Source organism: Paenibacillus beijingensis (assembly GCF_000961095.1).
Taxonomy (GTDB): domain Bacteria; phylum Bacillota; class Bacilli; order Paenibacillales; family Paenibacillaceae; genus Paenibacillus_O; species Paenibacillus_O beijingensis.
Genome location: NZ_CP011058.1, coordinates 3751509 through 3776962, shown reverse-complemented (window position 1 = coordinate 3776962; position 25454 = coordinate 3751509). Strand labels below are relative to the sequence as shown.

Below are 25454 nucleotides of genomic sequence, written 5' to 3'. Positions count from 1 at the left end.
GTAAATGCCTTTCGCAGGTACATACCCGGATCCGCTCCTGTACGCTTTCTTCCCGCTGCCGCCTAAATCGAACCCGTTACTCGTATGATTGTTTTCCCTGCAGCCTTACTTCGAACCTGCTCTTCGCACACATCTCCTTCCCGTGCAACCTTATTTCGAACCCGCTCTTCGCACGCTTGCTTCCCCTGCAGCCGCGGCGTATTCATCCGGCCCCAGCCCGCATATATATAGGCAGGTATTCGGGAAGGGGCGAATGATTGTGCTGCGAAATCAGGTGCGGCAAATGAAGGAAACGCTTGTACGCGAGCTGCTGAACAGCCAGTCGGGTGACGGTTCGTGGCGCTTATGCTTTGAAGGAGGAATAACGTCGGATGCTTATCTCATTGTGCTGCTCTGCTCGCTCAAAGACCCGGACCCCGGACTGATCCGCAAGCTGGCGGCAAGAATCGCTTCCCGTCAGGAGCCGGGCGGAGGCTGGAAGCTGTACCGGGACCAGCCGGACGGTCAGCTCGAAGCAACGGTGGAAGCCTATTATGCGCTGCTGTATTCCGGTTATTACGACCCGGATCATCCGGCAATGGAGCAGGCCCGTTCGTTCATCCTCGCCCGGGGCGGTCTTTGCCGCGTACGCACTCTGCTCACCCAGGCGCTGCTGTGCATGACCGGGCAAGCCGAGTGGCCCGGCTCGCTGCGCATTCCGGTGGAAACGCTGCTGGCGCCGCTGTGGTTTCCGGTCAACTTGTTCGATTTGTCCGGCCATGCCCGCGTACATCTCGTGCCGATTCTGATGATCGCCTCCACCGGCTTTGCGCTTCACAGCGGCGAGACCCCCGATTTATCCGGACTGTTTGTGGGCGGAGAGCGGTCATTTGACGACGACGCTTCGCTTCCTCCTTCGCTGTCCGCGCTGTTTAAAGGATTGTCCTCCGCTTCTTTCCTGCTGCACAAGCCCTCTCTGCGCAAGGCGGAACTATTTTTGCTCGAGCGGATCGAGCCGGACGGCACGCTGCTTACTTATTCCACCGCCACGATGCTCATGATTGCCGCGCTGCTTTCAATCGGATACGAAGCCGGTTCGGACATTATCCAGCGTGCGCTGGCTGGAATCAAGTCCCTTGTCTGGCAGTGGGAACGCGATCATACGGCTCATCTGCAGGTCGCTTCCTCCGCCTTGTGGGATACCGCGATGATCGGATGCTCCCTGCGCGATGCGGCAGGCGGTTTGGAGAGCGGACCGCTTCGGGACGAAGCCGACCGCGCTGTGAGGCGGGCTGCGGACTATGTCGCGCAGCGGCAGCATAACCGCAAAGGGGACTGGAGTATCCGCAATCCGTATACGCCGCCGGGCGGCTTCGGATTTTCGGATGTCAATACGCTTTATCCCGATGTGGACGACACTATGGCGGCTCTTCATCTTCTTCGGCCTTTCGCCAAAACCGACGCCAATCTGCGGCGGCAGTGGGAAAGAGGATTAGCGTGGGTGCTGTCCATGCAAAATCCGGACGGCGGCTGGCCCGCATTTGAAAAGGAATCCGACAGTCCGCTGCTCGGATTCCTTCAATTCGAGAGCGCCGCCCACATCGTAACGGACCCGTCGACCGTCGATTTGACCGCGCGCACGCTGCACGTTTTAAGCAAAGGCGATCCCGCCGGAGCCTCTATTGCCCCCGGTGCCGCTGGTGCGGCGGCGAAAGCGGCGCGCTGGCTGCTGGAACGCCAGCTGCAGGACGGCAGCTGGTTCGGGCGCTGGGGCATCTGCTACGTTCACGGCACGGGTGCGGCACTGTCGGGACTGAGCGCCATACGGGCGGGGGGCCGGGCCTCCGCTGTCGCCCGGGGAACGCGCTGGCTGCTCTCCGTCCAGCACCCCGACGGCGGCTGGGGCGAATCGTGCGCAAGCGACGCAGCCGGCAAATATGTGCCGCTTCAAGGCAGCACCCCTTCCCAGACCGCATGGGCGCTGGAGGCGTTAATCGCCGTCCATTCTGCGCCGACGGCTTCGATCGACAATGGGATCGTCAGGCTGATCGAACTGCTGCAAGCGGAAGATTGGCGTTCTTCCTACCCGACGGGCGGCGGGTTAGCCGGCAGCTTATATATTCATTACCACAGCAGCCGCTATATTTGGCCTTTGCGGGTGCTCGCAATGTATGAGCGCCGGTACGGCAGCCCGTTATGAGTAGGCTCCTTTATTGTAGGGCTGGCCGAATCCCTTCCGTTTGTTCCAATTCCCCATTTTTTCTCTTTTCGGACAGCCTTATCTGAAGTATAATCACTGTTGACCCTTACACGGCAACATCCCGGTAACGACCGGGACCAGCAACATAAGTTACAGGAGGCTAACGATGAATCGACTCAAAGAAAAGATTATGCAGGAAGGACGCGTGCTGGGAGAAGGAGTATTGAAGGTGGACGCGTTTTTGAACCATCAGATCGATCCCCAGCTGATGTGGGAAATCGGACAAACCTTTTCCCGGATGTACGCCAAAGAAGGCGTGACGAAAGTGCTGACGCTGGAATCGTCGGGGATTGCGCCCGCCGTCATGACGGCGCTGCAGCTCGGTGTTCCGACCGTTTTCGCGCGCAAGCAAAAATCGCTGACGCTCAATCAGGATTTGCTGACCGAGACGGTCTATTCGTACACCAAGCAGCAAAAAAACGAGGTTACGATTTCCCGCCAGTTCATGGCACCGGGGGAACGCGTGCTCATTATCGACGATTTTCTCGCTAACGGCGAAGCGGCAACCGGACTGGCCCGCCTTGTGGAACGGGCGGAAGCGGTCGTTGCCGGATTCGGAATCGTCATCGAAAAGTCGTTTCAGGAAGGCGCCTCCAGGCTGGCGGCGGCAGGCTACCGCGTCGATTCGCTGGCCCGTATCGCTTCCCTTTCGGACGGGCAAATCGTTTTTGCCGAGTAACAAAAGAAACCTAAAACACCCCTGCGCCGCCAATGTGAAGACAAAAGCGGCTTCAGGGGTGTTTTAGGTTCGCTGTCGTATGATCAAGCTTCATGTCTGTCAGGCATCATCAAGGCGTAATCCGCTATCCGCCCGCTGGATGTCAGATCGGCCGGACGTCAGCGTCGGCTGGACGTTAAATCAGGATGACGGCAGCGCCGGCTGGACGTCAGCGTCGGCTGGATGTCAGATCGGCTGGACGTCAGCGCTGGCTGCATCGATCATATCCGACTGTCCGGCGGAACATCCGCTTCATTTACAGCAGCCTGTTGAAGACTTTTGCAGTCGGATGCGAGCTTGCTTGCAATTTGCTCTCTTTTCTCCGTCAATTGTTTCAATTGCCGGATCGCCATATCGTCTTCGGGGGTGCGATTCAAATAAATCCGCAGCTCCGTCAGCGCAAAATCAATCTCATGAAGCTCGCTCAGACCGGTCATATAACTGTATTGAAACCATTGCTCGATTGCAGACATTGTCATCCTCCTGTTGCTTCTATTGTGACGGTGTGACGGCGTTTTCGCGCCGCTTCATTTGCCCGCTCCGCCGCGCTCCCTTTCTACATAACCATCCCGACTGCGCTTTGAAACAGCTCACAGCCATCACGCGCCGTCGCACCTCGCGAGGAGCCCGGTTTCCCGCTGCCGCTCCTGGAATCCGCTTCTTATTCAACGAGGATGCAAGAGCTATCGGAAAGAGGCAGTCTCATAACGGTTCACATGAATGAGCTCGTCCGAAATGTGACGCAAAAGGACCTCCAGTTCGCCGCTGGCAAAGCGGAGTTGGAGGTCCTTCCTCGCAAACCTGCAAATGTGCAGGTATTATCGGTCGAAATCGCATGTCGAGGGAAAACCTGCAATTGTACAGGAATTCCGGGCATTTTTTGCCTGAACCGAGATTTGGCCGGCAAAAAAATGTATCTTTGCAGGAATTTTAACATAATCGATAAATAAAAAGAAAAAAGATGTACAAACGCAGGTTTTTCAAAAATTACCCTTCGTGCGGAGCGATTGCAGCTTTCGGCGGCGGTACAATGGTTGATGCTTGATTGTTATTTATATTTCTTCCAGTCCATACCGCTGTTTTCAAGCAAATAGGCAAAATCGTTCTCGCGCCGTTTCTGCTCCGCCGCCCGGGCTTCCTCTGCCTTTCGCCGGGCTTCCTCCTTGCGCTTCTCTTCCTCCGCTTTCATTGAAGCTGCCTGATTCTTCAGCTTATCCAGCGTCTCGGAGCTGAGCAAATCCTTCAGCGTAGCAGGCTTATGCTGTTCGGCAGGCTGCGGAGCCTGCTGGCGTCCCTTTTTCTTGGCCATATCCCTCACCTCTAGTCGAATTATAGCATGATGCCGGATTTGAATCATCAGGAGGTGATGGTTGGCGCGACTCGCAAACGGATCTCACTGCTCCGCTCTCAACCGCTCCAGGAGCTCCGGAAAGTTATTTTCCGAGTACACCTCGATGCCGTGGCGCCGCAGCAGGGCGGCCGTTGTCTCGTCCATCGTACCGGGTGGTGAGTCCCGCCAAACAGGAGCTGATAACGATCATTCGGATTCCCCTTTCGAGAATTCTTTTATTCGATTTCGCTGTAAGCTTGCCCGGCCCGGGAACGGCGCTCTTTCTTTTGTCCGGCCTCCTGGATCTGACCCTCTCTTTCTCCCGGAATTGGGACGGGCATGCTGCGGCTATTCTTCAATGATTGAGTTAGCGGTTTCATTCCTTCTATAGAAGGAGCTTCTGGTGGGCTGAAAGTTACAGACGCACAACGCAATGCTGATCATCAGCATCATCAGAACGCCTGCAAGGACAACATGCTGAAGCGGCATAAGCTGAGCAGCGAAACCAAAAGCCATCGTAACGATAACAGTAAATACCGATTGTATCAGCCCGTAAATGCTGGTCACTCGCCCCATCATGCCGGCGGTTATATGATCTTGATAGAAGGTTGAAAATCCTGTGTTGGCAAATGAAAGAAAAAAGACAAGAACATAAAACCCGATTGCAGCGGCTGAAAATGAAGCGGAAAATGCATAGATGAGATAACCGATCGACACAAATAACGAACCGATCCCGATTAAAATGGAAACCGGCATTCTCTTCACGATGATTGTATTGATTATCGCACCGCTTATGATGCCTATTCCTGCTATACTTACCAGAAAGCCGTATTCACTGTTGGACAGACCAAGAACTTGTTTGGAAAAAGCAGCTTCAAGCGAATCCACTGCCGAGGCCATCACCATGACAAACGCAAACAAAAAATAAATGGACATCACATATTTGTTTTGCCTGCTAAACCGAATCACTTCATTCCAATCGTTTCTTAATAAGTCAAGGGTGGAACGCCCCTTTGTCCAATCAGCAGCTTCTTGTCCCTCCACATTCGGCATGAAAAAGATAGCAATACCCGATAGAAAAAAGGCTAGTGCCGTTATATAGATTGCAAATATGGGGGTGCCAATTAAGAAAAGCAGTCCGGCTACAGCGGGTCCGATCAAAAACGCAGCATGCTCGAATCATATCCAGCACAATCATCAGTTTGCGCTTATTTATTCGGTCAATCAAGCTTCCGGTCCAAAAATTCGTTACTAACGAAGCCGTAGGTTTAATAATATAGAGCACAGCAACCGCCAATTGCGAGCCTGTTTTATCTAATACGATTAAATTAAGTGCAATCAAATAAATCCAATCCCCAATGTTTGAAATTCCAATTCCAACCAATAGGATGGAAGGAAATTTCCAAAGTTCGATCCGGGATTCGACCGCTTTTTTCATCAAGCCGTTCACTCCTTGCCACTCAAAGCGGGTAAAGGCGCGGGAGCAAATCGCCACCACAGACCTCTAGCGTTTTCAATATTTTCTTGCAATAAGTTTATTTTCTATATTTTTGCGGAAAAACCCCCAATAGGATACCCAATCCTTTCTCCGATCAACATCGAAAAAGGGGGCCTTCTCCAACGGATGAAACATCCATTCGGAAAAGGCCCCCGATAACGTTACAGCGTTTCCTTGAAGATCGACGCCTCGTACGGCTGCATGACGCCCGCTTCCCGCTCACCCGTCACGTTGGAGAGCACCAGATGCTGCGCATCCGGCATCGGTACCGGCACTTTCTGATCCGTAAAATTGCACAGCACCGTCCAGCGTTCGCCGCCGTAAGACCGCCTATATCCGCCGATTTGTTCGGAATCCGCAAAGATTTCCTCATAACCGCCATGAACAAGCGCTTTGCTGCCGCGGCGAAGCTTGATCAGCCGGCGGTAGAAATGAAGCACGGAATGCTCATCCGCCAATTCCGATTCGACATTGATCGTCCGGCTGTTCGGATTCACTTTAAGCCACGGCTTGCCGGTCGTAAAACCCGCCTCCGGTCCGCTGTTCCACTGCATCGGCGTGCGGCCTTGATCGCGGCTCCTTTTGGCCAAATAGTCCATGATCTCCTGCTCCGGCCGCCCCAGCGCCCGCTCTTCGCGATAAATTTGCAGGCTTTGGATATCCCGGTATTCATCGACCGAATCGAACGGGCCGTTCGTCATGCCGATTTCCTGTCCCTGATAAATAAACGGCGTTCCCCGCATCAGAAAATAGTAAGCTGCCAGCATTTGGGCCGATTGGACGCGATACGCCCCGTCGTTTCCGAATTTCGATACCGAGCGCACATGATCGTGATTTTCCAAATATAACGCCAGCCATCCGTATTTGCCGTTCTCGGCCTGCCACTTCGACAGCTCCCTTTTAAAATCGGTCAGCTTCCAAGGATGGTACACGGCTTTCGTGTGCGGTTTCATATCCAGATCGACGTGGTCGAATTGGAACAGCATCGTGAACACGCCGCTGTTCTCATCCAAATATTCCGGCACCTGCTCCACCGGAACGCCCGGCGCCTCCGCCACCGTCATGACGTTGCGGGCCTTCAGCACCTCGCGGTTCATCTCCCGCAAAAAATCGAGAATGCCCGGCTGGTTCAGGCACCCCGCATTCAGCGGAGCAAGCGCGCGGTTTTCATCCGCCGGCAGCTGCGGGTACATCTGGTCCTTCTTGATGAACGTAATCGCGTCCACACGAAAACCCGCAATCCCCTTGTCGATCCACCTCTCCATCATCCGGTATATGGCCTGCCGGACCTCGGGATTTTCCCAATTCAAATCCGGCTGCTTTTTGGAAAAAGCGTGAAAATAATACTCGCCGGTGCGCTCGTCATACTCCCAAACCGATCCGCCGAAGATGGATTCCCAGTTCGTCGGTTCCTTCCCGTCCTTGCCCGGTTTCCAAATGTACCAGTCGCGTTTCGGGTTGTCCAGCGAGCTCCGGGATTCGATAAACCAGGCATGCTCGTCCGAAGTATGGTTGGCCACCAGGTCCATGATGATGCGGATGCCGTATTTCCCGGCTTCCGTCAGCAGCTCGTCCATATCGGTCATCGTGCCGAATTCATCCAATATTTGCTCATAATCACGGATATCGTAGCCGTTGTCGTCATTCGGCGAATCGTATACCGGACAGAGCCAGATCACATCGATACCGAGATCGTGCAAATAGCCCAGACGGCTGATGACGCCCCGCAAATCTCCGATTCCGTCGCCGTTCGTATCCTGGAAGCTCCGCGGATAGATCTGATAGACGACGCTTTCTTTCCACCAATGATCGTTTTCCGCCATACCGTTGTTTTCGATCACCGCGTTATTTCCCATCTCCCGCTTGCCTCCGTTCTTCACGCCGTCCGCTTGACTTACGCAAGCCGGGTCGCATCATTCGTCTCCGGTGCCGGATTGCCGACGCTCCGCTCCAAATCCCACTTCTGCAACCGGACAATCTTCATCGATCCTTCCGCAAAAAAACTTACTCCTTTCGACCGTTCATCGGGGTAGATGCGCGCCGTCATCACTTTCTCCCCGTCCTGAACGAACACTTCAACGGAAGAACGGTCGACGAACAGGTGCAGGCGCAGCAAGCCTCCATCCGGCTCCACCGGCGCTTTCCGGATGCCTCCGGGACCTTGGCCGGACCGGTTCCGGTCGAGAATAAGCTTGCCCTCCTCCTTGTTATAAGTGAGGACGGTTTCTTCCTGCGACGCTTCACCGACCCGGAGCTTGATCCCGGCCCGGTCCGCTTCCGAGACGTCGAGCAGAAGCTCCATTTCAAAGCAATCGCCCGTCACTCCGTCCAGTTCCGTCTCACCTTTAACGACCACATTTTCATAAGCCGTTTCGCCGCGGCGGAGCCGGCTCAGCTCCCGGACAGGCCGGCAGCGAAGCTTCCCTTCCTCCATCACGAGCTGGCGGGGAAGCGTCATCGCTCCTGCCCATTGACGGGCCTGCTCGGGCATGGCGCTCTCCCACATCGCCATCCAGGCGATCAGAATGCGCCGTCCCTCGGGATCCTCCATCGTCTGGGGCGCGTAAAAATCAAAGCCGTAATCGAGCATTTTGAACGGGCCGTGCTCGAACTTGCCGCTCTCGTAATCGAGCTTGCCCATCATATACCCCGCTTGATGAAGGTTATGGTATTTGTCCCCTTCCGGCTTCACTCCTTGCGGCGACAATACAAGCACGTCGCGTCCGCCCATTTCGAACAGATCGGGGCACTCCCACATATAGCCCCCGTTTTCTTCGCTTCCGGCCGCAACGCCTAGATAAGTCCAGTTCATCATATCCGCGGACTTGTAAAGAACAATCTGTCCCCGATGCTCCAGCGTCCGCGAACCGAGCACGCAGTAATAGTCGTCCCCATGCTTCCATACTTTCGGGTCGCGGAAATGATTCGGATGAATGTTTTCCCCTTCCGGCGCTTGCGCGATCACCGGATTTCCTTCCCATTTATCGAAAAAGACGCCGTCACCGCTAACCGCAAGACATTGAACCTGCGCCAAATCCTTATCCCGATCGGGACCGGTCCATACATTGCCGGTATACATCAAATACAGCTTGCCGTCCTTCTCCATGGCGCTGCCGGAGAAACAGCCGTCCCGGTCGTAATCGTTCCCCGGTGCAAGAGCGATGGGGAGATCCTCCCATGTCACGAGATCGCGGCTGCGAAAATGTCCCCAGTGCATATTGTCCCACAAAGGCGAATACGGATGATGCTGGTAAAACAAATGGTAGCAGCCTTGAAAGTAACAAAACCCGTTCGGATCGTTCATCCAATTAGCCGTCGGAGAGAGGTGGTATAAGGGCCGCCAATAATCCCGGGCGACCATCTCCCGGACGTTCATCACCGAACGGGTCGCCTTTGCGATTTGCTGCCGATGCTGATCAAGCTTTTCCCCTTCCGCCAATTATTTCACCGCTCCTTCCATGACACCGTTGATAATCTTCTTCTGCATCGCAAGATAGAACGCGATGATCGGAATGATCGACAGCACGAGTGCGGCCATCGCTTCGTTATAATTGGACGTATAGGTTCCGAAGAAATAAAACGTCGACAGCGGCAGCGTCCGGTGATCCTGCGACACGAGCACCAGCGAAGGCAAGAGGAAATCGTTCCAGATCCACAGCACGTCCAAAATCGCGATGGTTGTCGTCACCGGTGCCAGAATCGGAAATACGACTCGCGTAAATACTTGCAGCCGGGTCGCACCGTCGACGAAAGCGGCTTGCTCGAGATCTTTCGGCACTCCTTTGACGAAGCCGTGGTACATAAATGTTGCCAGGCTGACCCCGAAGCCCAAATAAAAGAAGCAGAGCGACCATGGGCTGTTCAGCATGTTCAAACCGCCGTAAATCGTCACAAACGGTATCATGAGCGCCTGAAAAGGAACGATCATCGAAGCGACCAGCGTAAGCAGAATGACGTTGTTCGTTCTCGATTTCCAGCGGACAAGATAATACGCCAGCGTGGAAGAGAAAACGATAATAAGAACGACGGATACGACCGTAATGAGCAGCGAATTGGCGAATCCGCTCAGGAAATTCATCTCCCGGAACGCATTGATATAGCTGTCCAGATTAAACTGCGCCGGCAGCGAGAGCGGGCTGCTGATGACATTCAGCCGCTCCTTGGACGAATTGAGCAGAATGAGCAAAAAGGGAACGATATAAAGGACAAACATGACGCTGAGCAGCAGAAACAGGACCGTTTTTCGCGTATTCTGTACTAGGGTCATCAGGACTCGACCTCCATTCTTTTCATGACACTGACCTGAATGATTGCAATGAGAGCCACGACCGCGAACAGGACGATCGCTTTCGCTTGGCCGACTCCGTAATTGAAACTTTTGAACGCTTCGTTATAGACGTGCATCGAAATCAGCTCCGTCGAACGGAACGGCCCCCCTTGCGTCAGCGACAGGTTCGTATCGTACACCATGAAGCTGCGCTGAAGCGTCAGGAACAGGCTGATCGTGAAAGCCGACATCATGAGCGGAATGCGTACGCCGATCAGCTGTCTCCACGCCCCGGCTCCGTCGATGCTGGCCGCTTCCAGCACCGATTTGTCGATGCCTTGCAGTCCCGCGATATAAATAATCATCATATAACCGGAATTTTGCCAAACGCCGACAATCAGCAAAGCCCAGAACGCTTTATCCGGATCGCCGAGCAGCGTCGTTGAAAGCGGCTCGATGCCGAGCACGCTGCCGATTTGAACGAGAACCCGGGAAAACATGAACTGCCATACAAAGCCGAGAATGATACCGCCGATCAGATTGGGCGTAAAGAAGCCGAGCCGGAAAAAGTTTTGCCCTTTGATTCCGCTCGTCACGAGCAGCGCCAGCAGAAATGCGACGACGTTGGTGAGCACAAGACTCCATACGACATATTCAAGCGTGAAGCCCATCGATTTCCAAAAGAGCGGATCGGTAAAAGCTTGTGCATAATTGACAACGCCGACAAATTTCGATGTAATCGCGCCGCCGTCGGTTTGCGTAAATGTCATGTATACCCCGACCGCAAAAGGAATGACGACGACCGCCGCGAATGCGAGCAGGGGCACAAAGCCAAACATGAGAAACGCTTTCATTTTATCCAACCGTTTATCCTCGCTGTACATAGGAACACCTCCGCGGTGAAAATCGTATTATTTCGCGTTTTTCCAGTATGCTTCAAATTCTTTGGCAACCTCGGCCCTGTCGATGATGCCGAACAAATACTTCTGCAAAGTGGCGCCCATATTCGGCCAGCCGTCAGCCGGAAAGTACGATCCCACCGCTTCGAGCGTCTTGCCCGATGCCAGGTATTCCATCACGGTTCGCGAAAGCAGATCGTCCGGTTTGACCGTGAAATTGTCGTAGGCCGGAATGAAGCTGAATTCATTCACATAATAATCCTGCCCTTGCGGATCGCTGACCATCCAGTTCAGAAAATCTTTGGCCGCTTTCTGCTGCTGCGGCGTCGACTTGGTCGCGTCGATGGTCCAGTAGGATGGTACGCCCGCCGAAATTTGCGTGTTGCCGTAATCGCCGGCGTTATCGCTGATCGGGACCGGCAAAAAACCGTACTGCCCTTGCGGATTGATTTCCTTCAGCTGCGGGTAAGCCCAGTTCCCCATGAACCAAAATCCCGCTTTGCCGTTGGCCAGCGCCAGCGTACCGTCATCGTAGACGGGAGCGAGCGGCGCTTTCTTGAACTGATTGTATTCCTTCAGCATATCGAACGTGTCCAGCCAGCCGTTAAAAACCGGATTGTCCGCCAGCTTTACTTTGCCGGCTTTCAGATCGGCCAGAAATTGATGGCGCTGGCTGCGGTCGTCGGACTGCGTCCCAAACATCATGTTTGTGAAGTGGGCGCCAAGAGACCAATCCATCGGCGAGAAGTGGAAGGCGCTTTCACCGGAAGCCGTAATTTGGTCGAACAGCTTTTTCAAATCGTCGCGCGTCTTGATGGATGACGGATCGAACGAACCGCCTGCCGCTTTGTCGAGAACCGCTTTATTGTACATCATTCCGAACGCCTCCACGTTGACCGGCATGCCGTACACTTTATCGCCGTCCTTCGCGTAATCGAGCGTTCCCGGAAGCGCATGCTTTACCCACGGCTGATTCGACAGATCGAGAAGCTTTCCTTTCATGCTGGGAAGCTCCGAGCCGAGCATCATGATCGTCGGCGCATTGCCGGAAGCGTAAAGAGTGGCCAATTTCTCATAAGCCGTCTGCCCGCCCAAAGGGATGAGCGTAATGTTCGTTTTATACATCTTGCTGTATTCGCCGGCCATCTGCTCGAATTGCTTTGCGATTTCCGGCTTTCCGATTAGAATCGTAATATTCGACTTGCCGCCGGTCGTTACGGAAGCGCTTTCTCCCATCGGCTGCGTATCGCTTTCGTTGTTTCTGCCGCTACCGCATGCCGTTATGGCAGCGCTTAATAAAAGCGTTATCATAAATAGCATCCACTTTCTCATTCGGATCCTTCCTCTCAACCGGTAATATTGTTCCCCTTAATGTAATTGCTTACATTGGGTATTTTAGACCTTTAAAAACGATATGTCAATCGTTTTCATATCTGACTCCGATATGAACTTTTTTACAAGTTACCGAAAGCAAAAAAGTGCTGCCAATACAGCATTTTTTTGCTATTTTTCAAACATGTGAAGGTTTTCATATAAATAATTCTTGGTAGGGTTTCCATTCATAGAAATCGTGATATACTTACGATATAAGCGCTTTCAATATTGCGTTCATTCGCTTCGAGTTTCCGAGGGAGGAACTGCCATATGTCCACGATTAAAGAAGTCGCCAAAATTGCTGGCGTATCTATAACGACCGTCTCGAGAGTCATTAACAACCGGGGATATATAAACAAAGAAACACGCCAGAAAGTGGAGAAAGCGATGACGGCGATCGATTACTATCCCAATCAAATCGCCCGCGCATTGCAAAAGAGTCAATCCTACTTGCTCGGCGTCATCGTCCCCGACTCCAATCACCCGTTCTTTTCGGAACTGATCCGTTGTGTGGAGACGTACGCCAATGATCAAAACTACAAAATTTTGATCTGCAATTCGCTGGGCAACTCCGAGAAAGAAGCCAATTACATCAGTATGCTGCGCCAGAACCGGGTCGACGGCATCATCATGTGCAGCCACACGCTCGATCTTGACGAGTACAAAAAAGTCAAATTGCCCGTCATCTCGTTTGACCGCATCATCTCTCCAACCATCCCGTATGTCGGAGCCGATAACTTCCGAGGGGGAGAGCTTGCGACCGAGCATCTGATTCAGCGGGGCTGCAAACGGCTGCTGCATATTTCGGGCCCGCTGAAGATCGATCTGCTTCCGAACCGAAGAAGCGACGCTTTTCGTCTGACCTGCATGAAGCACGATACTCCGTGCCGGGTAATCGAAGGCGAGCCCTTCAAGCTGACGTTCGACTATTACTGGGATTTCATTGAACAAGAAGTGTCCAACTATTTGCCGGAAACCGACGGCGTCTTTTGCAGCAACGATATATTGGCTTATGCGCTGTATATCTATGCCACAAGGCACGGCATTCGCGTCCCCGAGGATCTCAAAATTATCGGATACGATTACCACAGCTTCACGCGCATGCTGCAAACCCCCAAACTGACAACGATCAAGCAGCCGATCGACCGGATCGGGAATGCACTTTGTTCCAAAATTATTCAGATGATCGAAGGGAAAAACGACAACCTCTTGAATAATGCCATCGTTGATGTTGAACTTATAATCGGTGATACGACGTGAAAAAAAGAAAAAAAGCTTCAAGTCCCGTCAAGGACTTAAAGCTTTTTTGTCCGGATTAAATGGAATTTCGTAAAATCGACTCTACATCTTTTTTTGTTAAAGGGACGTAGTTCCCTATTGTTTCGGCTACCATCGCTCTTTCGGCCATTAAATCGATCTCCGAATCATTAATTCCATAATCGGACAGTTTGGAAGGAGCCCCCAGCGAACTCCAAAACTCGCGCAGTTTGCGAATCGTCTCAGCTGCCAAGTCGGAATCTTTTCTGTTTTCAGCTTCAATCCCAAACACTCGGATCCCGAGTTGAGCGACTTTTACCGGCTTTTTCGCAGCGACAAATTCCATCCAATTCGGGAACAAGATCGCCAATCCGCCGCCATGGGGAATATCATGAACGGCCGAGACCGCATGCTCGATCATATGAGTGGCCCAATCCGCTTCAATGCCCATGGATAAAATGCCATTTAGTGCGAAGGTTCCATTGAGCATGATGACTTCCCGGTACTCGAAATGATGAAGGTCGTCGATCAGTTTGGGCGCAGCTTCCATTGTCGTCTGCAGGATGGACTCGCCAAAGCGTTCCTGCAACGGGGCTTTGGATGAATCATGGAAATATTGTTCAAAAACATGGGACATGATATCTACAATGCCGTATACCGTTTGGTCCTTCGGCACGGAAGCGGTGATCTCCGGGTCTAACACGCTGAATTTGGGAAACGTATGATTGGAGACGAAAAAGCGCTTGTCATTTTCCGCCCAATTGGTAATAACCGAACCGCCATTCATTTCAGATCCGGTCGCAGAGATGGTCAGGACAGTGCCGATCGGAACGGCTTTCGTCGGGATTGCCTTATTCGTCACAATATCCCATACATCGCCTTCGTAGTGGACGCCGACCGCGATCGCTTTGGCACAATCGATTACGCTTCCCCCGCCGACAGCGAGAATAAAATCCAAATCATTTTGTTTGATAAGTTCAATTCCCTTGTTTACCGTTGTCAGGCGCGGATTCGGCTCCACTCCGCTCAATTCCACCACATGGGCGCCCGGAATTTCAGATAAAGCGCGAGTTACTTGATCGTAGAGACCGTTCTTCTTAATGCTTCCTCCGCCATAAAGAAGCAAAATGCGCCGGCCGTACTCCGGAATCTCATCTTTGATTTTGGCCACCTGGCCGCGGCCGAACAGAATTTTCGCAGGATTGATAAATTGAAATGTATTCATCGGTGATCCTCCTGATTATAGGATACTTTGGATAATTCCTCCCTCGACTCTTTGAGCTGCGCCGTTGATGGCCGATGCTTTATCGGAAGCGAGGAAGACGATCGTATCGGCGACTTCCTCCACCGTTGCGTAACGTTGAATCAGCGAAGACGGTTGGTCGTTTCTAAAGTATTCTTCAATAAAGGTATCGAGGCTTTTGTTGTTTTCTTTGGCAAGATCCGTAATGAATGTGCCGAACCCTTCCGTCCACGTCGGGCCCGGAAGAACGGAGTTGACCGTGACATTTGTCCCTTTTGCCACTTCCGCCAAACCTCTGGACAAGGTGATGAGGGCCGTTTTGGATACGCCGTAAGGAACGAGCTCCGGATAGGGTTTGATTCCGGCTTCGCTTGCAATGTTAATGATTCTTCCGGCATTGCGCTCGATCATTTTCGGCAGGAAAGCCCTGGACAACCGGACAGCGCTCATGACATTGATTTGATAGTACTCGAGCCATTCCTCATCCGTCACATCGACAAAAGGCTTTACGGTAAAAACGCCTGTATTGTTGACGAGCACATCCAAATTTCCGATTTCGTCCACTTTGCGGATGAGTTCATCACTTTCCGCTTTATCGGCGACGTTTGCTTTTATTCCATAAACAGTTCCAAGTGCAGAAAGCTCTCTTACCGTTGCATTTACATTTTCGTCAGATCGGCCGTTAACAACTACTTTGGCTCCTTCCTTCAGAAAACTGATGGCGATCGCTTTGCCGATTCCGGCAGTCGATCCTGTAACAAGAACTAATTTATCTTTTAAGTTTAATTCCATTTTAAACAGCTCGCTTTCAAAATAGGTTTATGAAGAAACGGATTTGTCTCAACAACCCTATCGTATCTATTGCTTTTCTATAAATCAAATTAGATTATTTCGGACTATTTATAAATATATTTATAAATCGGACGTGTTGGAAAAAGGAGCTGCCTGTCACCTGCAGTTCCAATCTAGTTCCAATCCAACGATACGATTAGCGATACGATTAACCGCCCGATGGCTTCTATTATATTTCACCATGTAATCCTATTAATTTGGTATGGTTTCGTGGTAATCTAACTTTATCACCGCTGTGATTCATGTCTGCAACAGAGTTCTCTTCTGCATCGGTATCGTAATGGAGGACAGGGCTTCGAGGTGAACGCGTCATAAAAGGAGGATACACATGTCTAACCTAGACCGCTCGAATAGCGCCGTTTCGGTTCGTCCGTTGTTCGAGCCATTCCGGACAGGCCGTTTGGAACTGGCCAACCGGATCGTGATGGCGCCGATGACCCGCGGCTTCGCTCCCGGCGGAGTGCCGGGAGCGGACGTAGCCGATTATTACCGCCGCCGTGCCGAGAACGGTGTCGGTCTCATCGTAACCGAAGGAACGCTGATCAATCATCCGGCTGCGGCAGCAAGCCCGAACTGGCCGAATTTTCACGGGGAAGCCGCCTTGAACGGCTGGGCACGCGTCGTAGCCGGCGTTCACGAGGCGGGAGGCCGCATCATTCCGCAGCTGTGGCATGTGGGCACGACCCGCAAAGTCGGAAGCCAGCCGAATCCCGAAGCGCCTCCAATCGGTCCGTCCGGACTCGATCTGACGGGCGGGAAAGTATCCGAGCCTTTAACCGAAACGGAAATCGCCGATATCGTCGCCGCTTTCGCGCAGGCGGCTGCCGACGCCAAACGGATCGGCTTCGACGGCATTGAGCTGCACGGCGCACACGGTTACTTGATCGACCAATTTTTCTGGGAGAAAACGAACCGGCGCACGGACCGTTACGGCGGAAGCTTGGCCGACCGCACCCGTTTCGCGGTCGAAATCATCGAAGCATGCAGGAGAGCCGCAGGTCCCGAATTCCCGATCGTGCTTCGTTTTTCCCAGTGGAAAAGCAACAATTATACAGCAAAATTAGCGAACACGCCGGATGAACTGGAGCAGTTCCTGGTACCGCTCGCCGCAGCCGGCGTCGATCTGTTCCACTGCTCGACCCGCCGTTTCTGGGAGCCCGAGTTTGACGGGTCCGACCTGAATCTCGCAGGCTGGACCAAGAAGCTGACGGGCAAACCGACGATCACCGTAGGCTCCGTCGGACTGGATGCCGAATTCACGAAGATGTACCAAGGAGCGGGCGCCGATCCAGCCGATCTTGGGGGCCTGCTCGAGCGGTTGGAACGCGGCGAATTCGACCTGGTAGCCGTCGGCCGGGCACTGCTGCACGATCCCGCCTGGGCCGCCAAAGTTCGGGATGGCCGCACGGACGAACTGCTGCCCTTCACGCTGGAATCGACAAAGACGCTCTATTGATGAACCAAAAAGTGACTATCTAATAACTGTTCACATGAACGAGCTAGTCCCAAATAAGAGGCGTGAAATTCGGGTATGTATGGACGATGTGCGATAAAAAGCAGACAGTAGACGAAAAACGAACCGACCAAGGATACCCCTTGATCGGTTCGTTTTTCGCTTTTGAAGCTGAAGGGCTTGATTGATACCGCTAAAACCTTGTTAGGGTCCAGCCCTTCCTTTTTCCGTCGATGCTTAACCATATAAATGGCAGCTGACCGAATGGCTGGGCGCCGTCTCCTTCAATGAAGGCGCAGCCGCGAGGCAGCGTTCATGGACATGCGCGCACCGGGTCTGGAACGGGCAGCCTGCCGGAATATCGAGCGGACTTGGCAAATCGCCCTTCAGAATGATTTTCTCCCGCTTCGCGTGCCGGTCGTCCGCCGGAATGGAAGACACGAGCGCCTGCGTATAAGGATGCAGAGGATCGCTGTACAGGGAGTCGACATCGGCGATCTCGACGATTTTGCCCAAGTACATGACGGCGACTTTATCGCTCATATAGTGAATGACGTTCAGATCATGCGAAATGAACAGATAGGTAAGCGACAGCTCCCGCTGCAGCTTCTTGAGCAGGTTGAGAATTTGCGCTTGGACGGATACGTCGAGCGCCGATACCGGTTCGTCCAGCACAAGCAATTCGGGATTCAGCATCAAGGCGCGGGCGATGCCGATCCGCTGACGCTGGCCGCCGCTCAGCTCGTGAGGATAACGGCCTATGTAGGAGGCGTCCAGCCCGATTATCTCCAGCATCTCTTCCACTCTGCGCAGCCGTTCCTTCCTGCTGCACAGCCGGTTGATCTGCAGCGGTTCTCCAAGCAGCCGGCCGATTGTAAAGCGAGGATTGAGCGAAGTGTACGGGTCCTGAAATACATATTGAATCCGCCGGCGCAGCGTCCGCGAAGCAGCCCCCGCTGCCGGTTTGGACACATCCTCGCCGCGATACAGCAGCTTGCCGCCGCTTGGGGGCAGCAGCCTGGCGGCGATTTGGCCGGTTGTCGATTTTCCGCATCCGCTCTCGCCTACGAGCCCCAACGTTTCGCCTTCGTGTATCGTGAGCGAAACGTCGTCCACCGCCCGCAGCACCTGCCGCTTTCGCAGCGAAGCCGATCCCGTGTACGACATCGTAATGCCGCTCAGCTCGAGCAGCGGCTCAGACTGCCGCATGGCGATTCCCTCCTTCCGCTGCAACGAGGAAGCAGCGCGCGGCATGGCCGTCCCGATCGAACACAAGCTCCGGCTGCTCCGTCCGGCAGCGCTCCGTCGCATGCGCACATCTGGAAGCGAAATGGCAGCCCGTTCCTCTTTCGTGCAGCGCAGGAACGGTTCCCTCGATGGAATGGAGCGGCCGGTTTTTCTTCGCGGGCGTCGGAATCGACTGCAGGAGGCCGATCGTATACGGATGAAGCGGCCGGTCGAACAGATCGCGGGCCGTTCCCTCCTCCACGATTTGCCCTGCGTACATGACCAGAATCCGGTCGCACATGTCGGCGATGACGCCGAAATCGTGGGAGATCAGCAGGATCGACGTTCCGTCCTCCTCCCGGATTTGACGCATCAGGTCAAGAATTTGCGCCTGAATCGTCACGTCGAGCGCCGTCGTCGGCTCATCCGCAATAAGCAGGCCGGGATTGCAGGCGATGGCGATGGCAATCATGACCCGCTGGCGCATACCGCCGGAAAGCTGATGAGGATATTCATGCAGCAGCGACTCCGGGCGCGGCAGCCCCACTTTACGGAACAGCCTGACGGCGTGTTCCTTTGCTTCCCTCCGCGAATACCGCAGATGAAGCCGCAGCGCTTCGGTTACTTGATAGCCTACCGTTAAGCCGTTATTGAGCGAACTCATCGGATCTTGGAAGATCATCGCGATTTCGTTGCCGCGAAAGGCCCGAATATCCCGATCGGTCATACGGTGCAGCGGATGCCGCCCCTCGTACCAGATTTCCCCGCCGCTGATTCGCATGGCGCTCGGCAGCAGGCCGAGAACCGACAGCGACAGCACGCTTTTGCCGCAGCCCGATTCGCCGACGATGCCGACCGTTTCGCCCCGGCCGACAGTAAGCGATACCCTATCCAGCACCGCAACATCCGCACCTCGGGTCCGCTGCAGCTCAAGCTGCAAATTCCGAATGTCGAGCAGCGGTGTTTCCGTTTCGGTTGCCGCCGCATCTGTCACATCTGTCACATCAGTCACATCTGTCATATGAATCACCTTCTAGCTCCTTTTGTCCCTCAGATCCCGAATCCCGTCGCCGAGCAGGTTGAAGCCGAGCACCGTCAGCGTAATCAGCAGTCCCGGCGCCAGCGTAAACCACGGCGCTTTGGCGAGGTAGCTCTGCGCTTCATTTAACATCCGGCCCCAGCTCGGATCGGGCGGCTGTACGCCAAGGCCCAAATAGCTGAGCGCCGCTTCGACCAGAATCGCCGTCGAGAAACTGAGCGCCGCGGTCGTCACGATCGAGGACGCGATATTCGGCACAATCTGGATCCAGATCAGGTTGGCGTGGCCGGCTCCAAGACCCCGCGCCGCTTTGACGTACTCCGCTTCTTTATGCTGCAGCACGCCGCTTCGGATAACGCGGGCAAACGATGGGACCGACAAAATGCCAATCGCAAGCATCGTCTGGAACAGGCTCGGCTTTGATATCGTGACGAGCAGCAGCGCCAGGAGGATTCCGGGAAATGCGAGCAGCGCATCGGTTGCGCGCATCAGCAGCTCATCGACCCATTTTCCGGCGTAGCCGGCAAGCGTCCCGATCAGGAAGCCGCCCGCCAGACCAATGCAGACCGATACGGCGCCTACTTCGAAAGCGGTCTGTGCGCCGACCATCACGCGGCTGAAGACGTCTCGGCCGAAATTATCGGTTCCCAGCCAATGTTGAAGGCTCGGCGCCTGCAGCCGCTCCCGGATATTCATCCCATTCACGGGATGGGGCGTATAGATGAGGCTGATCAGCATCATGACGGCGAGGATTGCGATCAGCACAACCCCGAGCACAAGACTGTAGCTTTTGTTTCTCATATGGCGTGCCTCTACTTTAAGCGTATTTTCGGATCAAGCCAGCGATAGGAAAGATCGACGGCAAAGTTGATCGCAATGACGATGAAGGCAATGAGCACGACCAGTCCCTGCACAAGCGGATAGTCCCGGTTGCCGATCGCCGTAACGAGCAGGCTGCCGATGCCCGGCAACGTAAATACCTGCTCGATGACCAGACTGCCCGCCAGCACTTCCCCGAAGTTAATGCCGATCACCGTAATGACGGGAAGAAGGGCATTTTTGAGCACATGCCGATACATTACGGCCGCCTCCTTAAGCCCTTTGCTTCTTGCCGTTCGGACATAATCAAGGCTGAGCTCCTCCAGCATCGTCGTTCGCAGGTAGCGGACCACGATTGCGATTTGCGGAATAGCTAGCGCGGCGGCAGGGAGAACGGACGATTTCAAAGCCAAGATCGGATTTTCCGACCACGGAACATAGGTGCTGACGGCGAACCATTTGAGCGAGAGTCCGAAAACGAGAATGAGCAGGATGCCCATCCAAAACGACGGAACGGCAAGACCGAGCTGCGAGCCGATCGAGATCAGCATATCGAGCGCTTTGCCCCGTGCCCGCGAAGCGGCAATCCCAAGCGGAACGGCGACGGTTACCGTAATGAGGAGTGCGAGCGCAGCCAGCGAAACGGTAACGGGCAGACGGCTCGCGATCAATTCCGTCACCGGCTTCGAAAAGCGAAGCGACTCGCCGAAGTCCAGCCGGGCAGCGCCGGCCACCCACTGCGCGAACTGTTCGGGAAGCGGCCGGTCCGTTCCCAGCTTCGACTCAAGCAGGGAAATCTGCGCGTCGGTCGCTTCCGTCCCGAGAATCGCCAACGCCGGATTGCCGGGAATGATACGGAATGCGGCAAACGTTAGCAGCATCACAAACAGGATGGTCAACAGCAGCGTCAGCAGGCGGCGTACATAATAATTCATCCGGTTCTCCTTTGCTGGCCCGTTACTCCGTGAAGTACACGGTAGACAGATCCTGTACGTACAGCGGATACTGCTTATAGCCGGCAAGCTTCTTATTAAGCGCCACGTTCAGATTCGGATCCATGATGTACACAGCCGCCGCGTCCTGCGTCAAAATCGTCTGCGCTTTTTTATAGAGATCCACCCGCTTGGCGTCATCGACCTCCGTAACCGCAGCCTTAAGCGTCTGGTCGAACGTCGTGTTCTTATAGTTGAAGAAGTTGTTCGGCGCATCGGATAAATACTTGTTCAAAATGTCGTAAGGGTTCAGCTTGCCATCCAGACCGATAATCGTCAAATCGTAGTCGCGCCCCTTGTAAATCCGGTCCAGCCAAACCGCCCATTCGACCGGCTCGATCTTCACTTTAATGCCGATCTTCTCCAGCTGCTGGGCGATGACCTGCGCCGTATCGACATGGAACTGGTAGTTGGAAGGCACGGACAGCGTCGTCTCGAAACCGTCCTTGAAGCCGGCTTCTAGAAGCAGGCTTTTCGCCTTCTCAATGTCGGGGGCGTAGGTGTTCTCCAGCCCTTCCTGGTAATATTTCGCCAGCACCGGGCTGAGATTGGAGCCGAGCTTCGTCCCTTTGCCAAGCGCTACCCCTTGAATGATTTCATCCTTATCCACCGCGTAGTTGATCGCCTGCCGGACCCGAATGTCGTTAAACGGCTTGCGGTCGATATTAAACGTCATCAACTGCACCAAGTTTTGCGGAGCGCTCAGCGCCGTGAATTTGTCGCCGAGCTCCTCCAGCTTCTCGGTGCCGATCCGCGGATAAATGTCGGCCTCGCCGGATTTGAGCGCAAGCAGCGAAGCCTCAGGATCGGTAATGATGCGGAACTCCACTTGATCGAGCGAAGGCACGCCTTTGACGTAATAATCGGCGAACTTCTCCACGACGAGCCGCTGGCCCGGAAGATATTCCTTGAACTTGAACGGTCCCGTGCCGATCGGATTTTTGTTGCTGTCCTCATAGCCGCTGGGGATGATGGCGGCGGTCAGGGCGGTCAGAAACGAGGAGTTATTCTCTTTCAGCTTGATGATGACGGTGGAAGCATCGGGCGCCTCGATCGACTGCACGCTGCCGAAAGCGGGGTTGAGCGGTTTCCCGGTTCCGGTTCCAGCGAGCCGGTCATACGAGAATTTGACGTCCGCCGATGTAACGGTTTGGCCGTTGTGGAATTTGACGCCGCCGCGGAGCTTGAACGTATACGTCAATCCGTCCGGCGAAACGTCATACGATTCGGCGACGGCCGGATACAGCTCCCCCTTCTCGTTTGGCTTCAGCAGTCCTTCGAAGACGTTAAACAGCACTTCGGACGTCCCTGCCGCTACGGCAAGCTGCGGGTCCAAGTAATCCAGGTCCTGCGGAATATTAACGACGACACTGCCGCCCTCTTTCTTTCCGCCGGGTTCCGATTTGACAAGTTCGGCCGTGCTTTCATTCCCGGACTTTGCGTTCGTATTCGATGCAGCTGTATCCGTGCTCGGCTTTTCATTATTGCCGCTCGTTGCGGTATTGCCGCCGCAGGCAGAGAGCACGAGAACGACGAGCGCGATCGTAAGCGCAGTAAAGAACATTTTTGTGTTGACGATAGGTTTCATGGTTGGTTCCTTCCTTTTCCGTAAAATAAAGTGCACGCTTCATACGCGCGTGGTCAGGAAATAATTTTTGTTTGCGAATCAAGCAAATGCGGAAGCTCCTGGATGGATGCAATTGTCCTCACTCCATCCAGCTCTTCGATGCCGAGGGCGCCGAACCGGTTAATCAAGAAGCTGGACATGCCGACCTTGGCACTGCCGACGACGTCGTCGTAGTAGTTGTCCCCGACATACAGACATGCCTGCGGAGGCAGCTTCGCCTCTTCCAGCGCCATGCGGAAGATCGCTTCGTCCGGCTTCTCTTTATGTACCTCCGAAGAGATGACGATATGGTCGAAATAGGGCAGCAGCCCCGTTTCCTTGAGTACGGTTCTCGCCGTTCCATCCCAATTGCTGATCAGTCCGATGCCGAGCGAGCGTTCCTTCAACGCCTGCAGCACCTGCAAGGAAAAAGGGTACGCCCGCCAGCCGGCATGCCCGTCCTGCAGCTGAGACAGGCGCGAAACCTGCTCCTGCAGCGGAAAGCTTAAGCCCAGCCTGTAGTTCAGCACGCCGAGGTACCACGGATAAAAGCTGCTCAGCTCCTTTCCGAGCGCGCCGGGGTATTTCCGCATGAACAGCTTGTCGGTCTCATGGTACGCCCGTTCGATTTGATTCAATGAAAGTTCGATGCCCTGCTCCAGGAGGAAACGCCGGTAGACGGCTTCTCTTTCTTGATAGACGAGTGTATAACCGAGGTCAAACCAGATAAAAGACACCGTCATCCCCCTTCTTCACCCCCTTTAAAGTCTGCGATGACCGGTAATTGAAGCTTGGAAGGATAACGGGCGTCATGATAAATCGTTTGGGTGGCCGTTACAAAATCCGCTTCCGTCGCCTCGTCGGGATTCATCAGCCGATTGGGGTTCCGGTCGAAGGTCGGAAACAGCGAGCTGGTCACGTCGAGCCGGATCGCATGGCCTTGCTTGAATACATTGGCCGTTGGACCGAGCGAGATGGTGTAGATCAGAACCTGATCCGGCGGCACCGCCTCCGGCCGCTCGAGCCCGCTCCGGAAGCTGGCTCTGACAATGCCTTCGGCAATATTGACCGCCCTCCCGTCCGGATAAACGTCGACCAGCTTGGCGACAAAATCGGTGTCCTCCGCCGTCGTCGCGGCGTACAGCTGAACGGTAACCTCGCCGGTGACGATAAGATCATGCTCAAGGGGAGCCGATGTATAGACGAGCACATCGTTGCGGACTTCAATCGGAAGCTGGTTTCTCGGTCCCATCGGCGTCAAATCGGGCACGGCGCCCGACCGGCCGCCGAGCGCGGGTACCGGGATGGATGGATGGTACACGTACAGATCGGGAAATTCCTCTCCTGGCGGCTCCTGACTGAGCGAACCGTCGCCGTTGACGGAGTTCGCTTTACGAAGGCTGTGCAGATAATAATCTTTCGTCTCCGCACCCGGAACCGGCCACGTCTCGGCTTCCTTCCATGTATTGCTCCCCATCAGGAAGTAGCGGACCCTCGCTGCCGGCGCCTCGGGCTCCTCGTCCTTCAGCCAGCGGCCGAACCACTGCAGCTGCAGCTCATCAATGCGATTTACCGCTTCCGGACCGAAATCCAGTTCCCCGACATAGCGGGACCATGGCATATGAAACCACGGCTCGATGTACAAATATTGGCCGTCTTTTGCCGCGTCCGTCCCGTACCTGCGGATCCCGTTGAAATTCTCAATCGTTCCGTCGATGAAAATATCGTACCAGCCGCCGACATGCAGCGCCGGCACGTTAATCGAGTCATAATGATCGCTCAAGGAGGATCTCTTCCAGAAATCGTCGCGCGTCCTGTGTTCAAGCCACTGCTCATAGTACGGAGCCAGCGCCTTGACCGCTTCCGGCGGATCATTTAACGGAAGCCTCTTGTAGAAAGCATGGATGCCGGTATAGAGCGCGGACAGCTCCGACGCCCAATCGGTGCGCCGAGCCTTTAGCGCCGTATCCTGGGCCACGAACAGCACCCAAGACTGCGTCAGTGCCAGCGCAAACGCGCCGTTGCGGTATGCTTTGCCCTGGTACGAATCCGAGCCGATCATTGCGGGCGCAATGGCGCGCAGATGAGGCGGCTTCGTTATCGCCGCTTGCCACTGGGCGGCCGCGGCGTAGGAGAAGCCGTACATGCCAACCTTCGGGACGACGCCAGGCAGCTTCGCCGCCCACTCGATCGTGTCGTATCCGTCCTCGGCTTCGGCCTCGTAAGGATGAAAGTCGCCCTCGGAGCTCCAGCGTCCTCTCGTATCCTGCACGACCACGACGTAGCCGTGCCGGGCGTACCAGGCGGGATGCGCGAAATTCATCGTTTGCGCATCTTCTTTGTTATAGGGCGTCCGCAGCAGCAGCACCGGATAAGATCCGTCTGCTGCCGGACGATAAATATCCGCGTACAGCTTGACGCCGTCACGCATAGGTACAGGCACATTTCTTTCGACATGAACGGAATGATCGAACGTACTCGCTTTCTCCACCCTCCCAAGCTTTTTTTACTGCGGGCATAACTGCAACACAATCACAAAAAAAAGATGCCGGGCTAATGAGCGCTCATCAGCATCCGACATCTCCAGTTATCTGGTCAATGCAATTTGTATTATCCCGACTAGATTAATGGGTTTTTATGC

General features: G+C 54.3%; 20 protein-coding genes and 1 pseudogene. 4 read left to right on the top strand and 17 right to left on the bottom strand.

Translation table 11 applies throughout. From position 1 onward, the window contains the following. Positions 1 to 253: 253 nt before the first annotated feature. Positions 254 to 2179 carry a prenyltransferase/squalene oxidase repeat-containing protein gene (locus tag VN24_RS17045; protein ID WP_045671374.1) on the top strand — a complete coding sequence of 642 codons (1926 nt, stop codon included), beginning with the start codon at positions 254 to 256 and terminating at the stop codon, positions 2177 to 2179. A 166-nt stretch (positions 2180 to 2345) separates the two neighbouring features. Beyond that, positions 2346 to 2918, top strand: coding sequence for a xanthine phosphoribosyltransferase (locus VN24_RS17040; RefSeq protein ID WP_045671373.1), 573 nt, complete (start codon positions 2346 to 2348; stop codon positions 2916 to 2918). A 260-nt stretch (positions 2919 to 3178) separates the two neighbouring features. Here the strand turns inward: VN24_RS17040 and VN24_RS17035 are convergent, their stop codons facing one another. The 8 genes and pseudogenes from VN24_RS17035 to VN24_RS16995 all read right to left on the bottom strand — a co-directional run bounded on the left by VN24_RS17035 (position 3179) and on the right by VN24_RS16995 (position 12283). Continuing rightward, a complete protein-coding gene (locus tag VN24_RS17035; protein WP_045671372.1) occupies positions 3179 to 3430 on the bottom strand; it encodes a spore coat protein CotJB in 252 nt (83 codons plus the stop codon). Between the two features lie 575 nt (positions 3431 to 4005). Then, on the bottom strand, positions 4006 to 4266 hold the full coding sequence (locus VN24_RS17025; RefSeq protein ID WP_045671370.1) for a YqkE family protein: 261 nt from the start codon (positions 4264 to 4266) through the stop codon (positions 4006 to 4008). Between the two features lie 369 nt (positions 4267 to 4635). Next, positions 4636 to 5725, bottom strand: a pseudogene (locus VN24_RS26995) (MFS transporter). Between the two features lie 221 nt (positions 5726 to 5946). Then, complete coding sequence (locus VN24_RS17015) at positions 5947 to 7641, bottom strand: alpha-glucosidase (protein ID WP_238590718.1); 1695 nt, start codon at positions 7639 to 7641, stop codon at positions 5947 to 5949. A gap of 38 nt (positions 7642 to 7679) precedes the next feature. Then, on the bottom strand, positions 7680 to 9224 hold the full coding sequence (locus VN24_RS17010; RefSeq protein WP_238590717.1) for a glycoside hydrolase family 32 protein: 1545 nt from the start codon (positions 9222 to 9224) through the stop codon (positions 7680 to 7682). Continuing rightward, positions 9225 to 10052, bottom strand: coding sequence for a carbohydrate ABC transporter permease (locus VN24_RS17005; protein ID WP_045671369.1), 828 nt, complete (start codon positions 10050 to 10052; stop codon positions 9225 to 9227). Further along, the gene (locus VN24_RS17000; RefSeq protein ID WP_045671368.1) at positions 10052 to 10936 is read right to left on the bottom strand and encodes a carbohydrate ABC transporter permease; all 885 of its coding nucleotides are present in this window, start codon (positions 10934 to 10936) and stop codon (positions 10052 to 10054) included. Before VN24_RS17000 ends, VN24_RS17005 begins: the two co-directional genes overlap by 1 nt. A 27-nt stretch (positions 10937 to 10963) precedes the next feature. Next, on the bottom strand, positions 10964 to 12283 hold the full coding sequence (locus VN24_RS16995; protein WP_045671367.1) for an ABC transporter substrate-binding protein: 1320 nt from the start codon (positions 12281 to 12283) through the stop codon (positions 10964 to 10966). 312 nt (positions 12284 to 12595) lie between these two features. On the opposite strand from VN24_RS16995, the gene VN24_RS16990 reads away from it, so the two are divergent. Next, on the top strand, positions 12596 to 13585 hold the full coding sequence (locus VN24_RS16990) for a LacI family DNA-binding transcriptional regulator (RefSeq protein ID WP_045671366.1): 990 nt from the start codon (positions 12596 to 12598) through the stop codon (positions 13583 to 13585). Positions 13586 to 13640: 55 nt separating this feature from the next. On the opposite strand, the gene VN24_RS16985 is transcribed toward VN24_RS16990, so the two are convergent. Further along, complete coding sequence (locus VN24_RS16985; RefSeq protein WP_045671365.1) at positions 13641 to 14807, bottom strand: iron-containing alcohol dehydrogenase; 1167 nt, start codon at positions 14805 to 14807, stop codon at positions 13641 to 13643. 15 nt (positions 14808 to 14822) lie between these two features. Next, positions 14823 to 15617 carry an SDR family NAD(P)-dependent oxidoreductase gene (locus tag VN24_RS16980; RefSeq protein ID WP_045671364.1) on the bottom strand — a complete coding sequence of 265 codons (795 nt, stop codon included), beginning with the start codon at positions 15615 to 15617 and terminating at the stop codon, positions 14823 to 14825. A gap of 388 nt (positions 15618 to 16005) precedes the next feature. On the opposite strand from VN24_RS16980, the gene VN24_RS16975 reads away from it, so the two are divergent. After that, on the top strand, positions 16006 to 17133 hold the full coding sequence (locus tag VN24_RS16975; RefSeq protein ID WP_045671363.1) for an NADH:flavin oxidoreductase: 1128 nt from the start codon (positions 16006 to 16008) through the stop codon (positions 17131 to 17133). Positions 17134 to 17367: 234 nt separating this feature from the next. Here VN24_RS16975 and VN24_RS16970 read toward each other — a convergent pair whose 3' ends face one another. The 7 genes from VN24_RS16970 to VN24_RS16940 are packed head-to-tail and all read right to left on the bottom strand — an operon-like array spanning position 17368 to position 25304. After that, positions 17368 to 18339: an ABC transporter ATP-binding protein gene (locus VN24_RS16970; protein WP_045671362.1), complete on the bottom strand. Its 972-nt coding sequence runs from the start codon at positions 18337 to 18339 to the stop codon at positions 17368 to 17370. Beyond that, positions 18326 to 19378 carry an ABC transporter ATP-binding protein gene (locus VN24_RS16965; protein ID WP_045671361.1) on the bottom strand — a complete coding sequence of 351 codons (1053 nt, stop codon included), beginning with the start codon at positions 19376 to 19378 and terminating at the stop codon, positions 18326 to 18328. The genes VN24_RS16970 and VN24_RS16965 overlap by 14 nt, the downstream gene beginning before the upstream one ends. Positions 19379 to 19390: 12 nt before the next feature. Continuing rightward, positions 19391 to 20197 (bottom strand): ABC transporter permease, encoded by an 807-nt coding sequence (locus tag VN24_RS16960; RefSeq protein ID WP_045671360.1) that lies wholly within the window; start codon positions 20195 to 20197, stop codon positions 19391 to 19393. Positions 20198 to 20208: 11 nt separating this feature from the next. Next, complete coding sequence (locus tag VN24_RS16955; RefSeq protein ID WP_045671359.1) at positions 20209 to 21150, bottom strand: ABC transporter permease; 942 nt, start codon at positions 21148 to 21150, stop codon at positions 20209 to 20211. A 22-nt stretch (positions 21151 to 21172) separates the two neighbouring features. Then, positions 21173 to 22795: an ABC transporter substrate-binding protein gene (locus VN24_RS16950; RefSeq protein WP_045671358.1), complete on the bottom strand. Its 1623-nt coding sequence runs from the start codon at positions 22793 to 22795 to the stop codon at positions 21173 to 21175. Between the two features lie 53 nt (positions 22796 to 22848). Further along, positions 22849 to 23556 carry an HAD family hydrolase gene (locus tag VN24_RS16945; protein ID WP_045671357.1) on the bottom strand — a complete coding sequence of 236 codons (708 nt, stop codon included), beginning with the start codon at positions 23554 to 23556 and terminating at the stop codon, positions 22849 to 22851. Then, positions 23553 to 25304 (bottom strand): CocE/NonD family hydrolase, encoded by a 1752-nt coding sequence (locus tag VN24_RS16940; protein ID WP_238590716.1) that lies wholly within the window; start codon positions 25302 to 25304, stop codon positions 23553 to 23555. Before VN24_RS16940 ends, VN24_RS16945 begins: the two co-directional genes overlap by 4 nt. Positions 25305 to 25454 lie beyond the last annotated feature (150 nt).

Bases quoted from the DNA above. Each gene is read 5' to 3' on its own strand.
- VN24_RS17045 (WP_045671374.1), top strand. From the start codon at position 254: ATGATTGTGCTGCGAAATCAGGTGCGGCAAATGAAGGAAACGCTTGTA.
- VN24_RS17040 (WP_045671373.1), top strand. From the start codon at position 2,346: ATGAATCGACTCAAAGAAAAGATTATGCAGGAAGGACGCGTGCTGGGA.
- VN24_RS17035 (WP_045671372.1), bottom strand. From the start codon at position 3,430: ATGTCTGCAATCGAGCAATGGTTTCAATACAGTTATATGACCGGTCTG.
- VN24_RS17025 (WP_045671370.1), bottom strand. From the start codon at position 4,266: ATGGCCAAGAAAAAGGGACGCCAGCAGGCTCCGCAGCCTGCCGAACAG.
- VN24_RS17015 (WP_238590718.1), bottom strand. From the start codon at position 7,641: ATGGGAAATAACGCGGTGATCGAAAACAACGGTATGGCGGAAAACGAT.
- VN24_RS17005 (WP_045671369.1), bottom strand. From the start codon at position 10,052: ATGACCCTAGTACAGAATACGCGAAAAACGGTCCTGTTTCTGCTGCTC.
- VN24_RS17000 (WP_045671368.1), bottom strand. From the start codon at position 10,936: ATGTACAGCGAGGATAAACGGTTGGATAAAATGAAAGCGTTTCTCATG.
- VN24_RS16995 (WP_045671367.1), bottom strand. From the start codon at position 12,283: ATGAGAAAGTGGATGCTATTTATGATAACGCTTTTATTAAGCGCTGCC.
- VN24_RS16990 (WP_045671366.1), top strand. From the start codon at position 12,596: ATGTCCACGATTAAAGAAGTCGCCAAAATTGCTGGCGTATCTATAACG.
- VN24_RS16985 (WP_045671365.1), bottom strand. From the start codon at position 14,807: ATGAATACATTTCAATTTATCAATCCTGCGAAAATTCTGTTCGGCCGC.
- VN24_RS16980 (WP_045671364.1), bottom strand. From the start codon at position 15,617: ATGGAATTAAACTTAAAAGATAAATTAGTTCTTGTTACAGGATCGACT.
- VN24_RS16975 (WP_045671363.1), top strand. From the start codon at position 16,006: ATGTCTAACCTAGACCGCTCGAATAGCGCCGTTTCGGTTCGTCCGTTG.
- VN24_RS16970 (WP_045671362.1), bottom strand. From the start codon at position 18,339: ATGCGGCAGTCTGAGCCGCTGCTCGAGCTGAGCGGCATTACGATGTCG.
- VN24_RS16965 (WP_045671361.1), bottom strand. From the start codon at position 19,378: ATGACAGATGTGACTGATGTGACAGATGTGACAGATGCGGCGGCAACC.
- VN24_RS16960 (WP_045671360.1), bottom strand. From the start codon at position 20,197: ATGAGAAACAAAAGCTACAGTCTTGTGCTCGGGGTTGTGCTGATCGCA.
- VN24_RS16955 (WP_045671359.1), bottom strand. From the start codon at position 21,150: ATGAATTATTATGTACGCCGCCTGCTGACGCTGCTGTTGACCATCCTG.
- VN24_RS16950 (WP_045671358.1), bottom strand. From the start codon at position 22,795: ATGAAACCTATCGTCAACACAAAAATGTTCTTTACTGCGCTTACGATC.
- VN24_RS16945 (WP_045671357.1), bottom strand. From the start codon at position 23,556: ATGACGGTGTCTTTTATCTGGTTTGACCTCGGTTATACACTCGTCTAT.